Origin of the sequence: Ornithinibacter sp. (assembly GCF_035443565.1) — a bacterium.
Lineage (GTDB): Bacteria > Actinomycetota > Actinomycetes > Actinomycetales > Dermatophilaceae > Fodinibacter.
Window position 1 is genome coordinate 1 of record NZ_DAORSO010000186.1, and the last position, 3,716, is coordinate 3,716.

Annotated in this window: 2 protein-coding genes; both read right to left on the reverse strand. The window is 71.3% G+C overall.

Annotated elements, in window-relative coordinates; all coding sequences use genetic code 11:
- Positions 1–155: 155 nt before the first annotated feature.
- Positions 156–1,493 (reverse strand): hypothetical protein, encoded by a 1,338-nt coding sequence (locus PLL68_RS13040; protein ID WP_324534753.1) that lies wholly within the window; start codon positions 1,491–1,493, stop codon positions 156–158.
- 2 nt (positions 1,494–1,495) lie between these two features.
- A partial coding sequence (locus PLL68_RS13045) for a zinc dependent phospholipase C family protein (protein WP_324534755.1) occupies positions 1,496–3,716 on the reverse strand: 2,221 nt, incomplete at its 5' end.

Consider the following 3,716-nt stretch of genomic DNA (forward strand, 5'->3'; position numbering starts at 1 on the left):
GACGCCAAGGACGCGGCATCCGACGCCGTTGACGAGGCCAAGCGCAAGAGCTGACGCCACCTGCACCACAGCCGACGCCGGCCGCTCCTCACGGGGCGGCCGGCGTCGGTGTGTGGCGGCAGGGTCAGGGACAGTGGACGACGGGACACGCGTGGTCACCCGATGACGGTGACCGAGTACCCGCCCGAGTCCGCGCCCTCGTCCTGGCCGTCAGTGTGAACCAGCCGGAGCAGGTGCGCCGCACCGCGGCGGCCGCCGAGCGCTGCGGCGAGACTCACGGCATCCAGATCGGTGAGGTCCCACAGCTGGACCAGCCCCTCGACGAGGGCCTCACCCGGACCGGCGTCGACGACGACGCCGAACAGCTCGGCGCGCTCGACCCCGATCCGTTCGATGATCTGTCGGGTCGCGAGCGGCGTGGCGAGGGGGTGCGGGCGCTTCGACGTCCCGGGCTTGCGCACGACGCCCATCTCCAGCGCGGCGTTCCAGACCCGGGCGCTGTCGGCGACCAGCCAGCCCTTGTCGGTCAGGAACATCGTCAGCAGGTGCTGCGCCTCCCCGACGCTCACCCCCTGACGCAGTTCCTTGAGCGCTGGCGGGCGCAGGCGTCCCGCGGTGCCGAACTCGGTCCTGGCCCGGCCCTGCACACCGAGGAGCAGCGCCTTGACGGCGGCGCCGCTGTGCAGGAGCTCGAGGGTCCCGGTCTTGCCCACCTTCCCGCCGAGGGTGAACAGCAGCTGCTTCGCGGAGTCCGAGCCGGCGAGGATCGTCAGGTTGCGCTGCCCCACGTGACGGTCGTGATTGGCGTCCAGGGCGCCGCCCCACTGGTCGAGGGGGCAGCTGGCCGACGCCATCAGGCACTCGTGGCCGGTGAGCGTGGCGGGGATGTCCCACGTCTGGTCGAGCTCGACGACCTGCATGGCTCCCGGGCGGGTGCGGTCGTCGAGGGTGACCATGGTGCCGCCGATGAGGACGGGCTGGTAGGCCGGGTTGCCCGGGTTGCCGCCGAAGAAGCCGGGGTCGACGAACCAGGCCCGCACGTGCACGCCGACGGCCGGCAGCAGCCCCAGGTTCCAGACCCGCACGAACACCCGGTAGCGCCGCCCTGCGGTCGGGCTCACGACGAGCTGGGAGAGGGTGAACGGGCCGGTGTACGACGCGTCGATGAGCAGGATGTCGGGCGACTCCCAGCACGGGATGCTCGGCCAGGTGGGCCTCGCGCCCCGGTCACCCGGGCTGTGGGCCCGGATGAGCAGGTAGGGGTAGACGTCCTCGCGGCGCGGACGGTGCTCACCGCCGAGCTCCTTGATGAGCCCTTCGGCCTCCTCGCCGGTGCGGCCGGTGGGGGTCCAGCCCGGCGCGAGGTCACCCGGGGGTCGCTCGGTGTGCCCGAACGAACCCGGTGGGTCCTCACCCCGCTGCTGGGCGTCCTCCTTCTCGGAGAGCACCGGGTGCTGGGGCTGGTCGTGGTGGTCGTCATGTTTGGGTGACATGGTCAGCCTTCCTGGTCGTGGAGGCGTTCACGCCAGTGGGGGTCGGTGTTCGGCTCGTGCTCCTTCGGGGGGACGCACGTGTCGGGGCCGGGCCCGGGGAGGTAGTGGACCGCGAGGTCGTGCGCTTCCTCGTACCAGCGGTCGGGCTGCGACGGGCAGTCGTGGTCGGCGTGGAAGAACTGGGGAGACGTGCACGGCAGCGGGTAGCCGTAGTCCTGCGCTCCCACTGGGTTGATGTCGGGGACGCAGGGGACCTTGCTGCGGTCCCAGTCCCAACAGCGCCACGCGTACCCACGGTCGGAGTCGAGGTTGAAGTCGGGGATGCTGAACTCGGCGTTGCCGACCTCGGCGGCAGCCCGACCCACCAGGTACAGGCCGTAGTCGACGGGACCCCCGAGGTGCTGGTCGGCCGGGAGCCGGGTGTTGAGCACGCGCTCGGTGTCCGCCGGGTCGGCGGCCTTCTCGAGCTCGGCCCGGGCGTCGTCGTCGCCCGGGAGCACGGACAGCAGGACGGTCGAGTTGGACCCGACGACGTAGGGGCCGGCGTGCGTCGCCGATCCCTCCTGCGCGACACCGTCCCCCGCCTGGTTCGTCAGGGGGTACCTCCACGGGGCGATCCACTCCGAGGGCTTGAACTCGTCGGCCAGGGCATCCGCCTCGTACCGCAACGGGTTGGTGAGCCCGAGCGCGCCGGCGAGGTCGGGGCGACTGATCGCCGAGGGCAGGTCACGCACGATGCCGCGCGGGTAGGCGTGGTCGAGGCCCTGCGCGTCCGTGGCGTGCAGGCGCCCCGACGGTTCGGTGATCGGCGGCGGTGCGGTCGGGAGCCCGAACGGGTTGTCCAGCGCCGAGGCGATGTCGTAGGTGCCCTCGCGACCCAGCGTCGTCAGCCCGGTGCTGATCTCGGCCGGCTTCGGCATCGCGAAGCCCGCCATGACCAGCGCGCGGCGAGCCAGCAGGTAGAGGTTCCACGCCGGCACGATCACGGCCCAGTAGATGACCTCGCGGGCGGGGAACGTGGTGATGTCGGTGATCAGGCTCGGCAGGATGGTGGCCAACCACACCACGACCTGGGCGAGGTAGACCGCCCACGCGAACAGCGCGAGCAGCAGGTCGAGCAGGCTGAACGAGTCGTCATCGTCGACGTCGGCGCCACGGCTCGGGTCGTCGTCGATGCCGGAGCCACCTCCCCCCGGGGGCGTCGGGAACGAGTGGTCGGTGAACACGGACGGCGGCGGCGGCAGGCGCAGGCTGATCGCGTCACTGCTCGTCATCTTCAGGTAGCGGTAGGTGATCTCCCACATCTGCGCCATGGCGGCGGCGTTCGGCCGGCCGTCGGGCTGGCCGGTCACCGGGTCGGTGGCGGAGAAGCCGGGGTCCTGCAGCAGGATGCGCGGGCCGTTCGCGCCGTAGACGTGCTGCATGGCGTCGAGCAGGCCGTTGGTCAGGTGGTCGGGCAGCGGGCCGGTGTCCAGGTCGAAGAACGCCTGACGGTGGGACGTCGGGGTGGGACCGTCCCCGTTGTCGTATGCCGGGAAGCCGGACCAGTAGTCGTAGGCCGGGGCGTCGTCACGTCCGTTGTAGGGGGCGTCGTCACGGTGGCGGAAGGCGAGACGGAAGTGCAGCGCCGAGGTGCCGTACTCGCCGTACAGGGGGCCGGGGTGGCGGGCACCGTAGTTCTCCGAGTCCATGTGGTTCTCGACGAGGTGGTGGCGCTGCCAGTGGTCGCGGTACGGCCCCCCGGACTTGGCGTTGGTGAACGGGTGCCCCGTGACGTCCGTGGCGCAGTGCGACATCCAGCCAACCGCGAAGGCGACGCGGGCCTGCGCGTCCTGGCGCTCGGCATCCGTCGTCGCGTTGGCCAGGGCGGCCTGAGCCTGCTGGAAGAGGACGAACGGGAACTGGTAGGTGCGCCGGTAGTGGAAGGCGTCGGACCAGTAGAACGCGTCGTCCCCGAAGCCCTGCGGCACGCCGGACGTGAGGATGCCGAACCAGTCCCCCATCTCGGCGAGAAGCCCCTTGAACGCTGACAGGATCGCCGAGGTCAGCTCGTCGAGCACCTGGGCCAGCTGCGTCGACAGGCCCCCGGTCAGCTGGGAGGCGAGCTGGGGGTTGTTCGTCGCGATGGGGCCGATCCACTTCTCCCACTTGCTGACGAACTCCGCGTCGATGACCTCCCACACGTCCAGGGCCCACTGCACGACCTGCCGGATGACCTGCCCC

Excerpts from the sequence above, each read along its gene's own strand:
- PLL68_RS13040 (WP_324534753.1), bottom strand. The coding sequence starts at position 1,493 with ATGTCACCCAAACATGACGACCACCACGACCAGCCCCAGCACCCGGTG.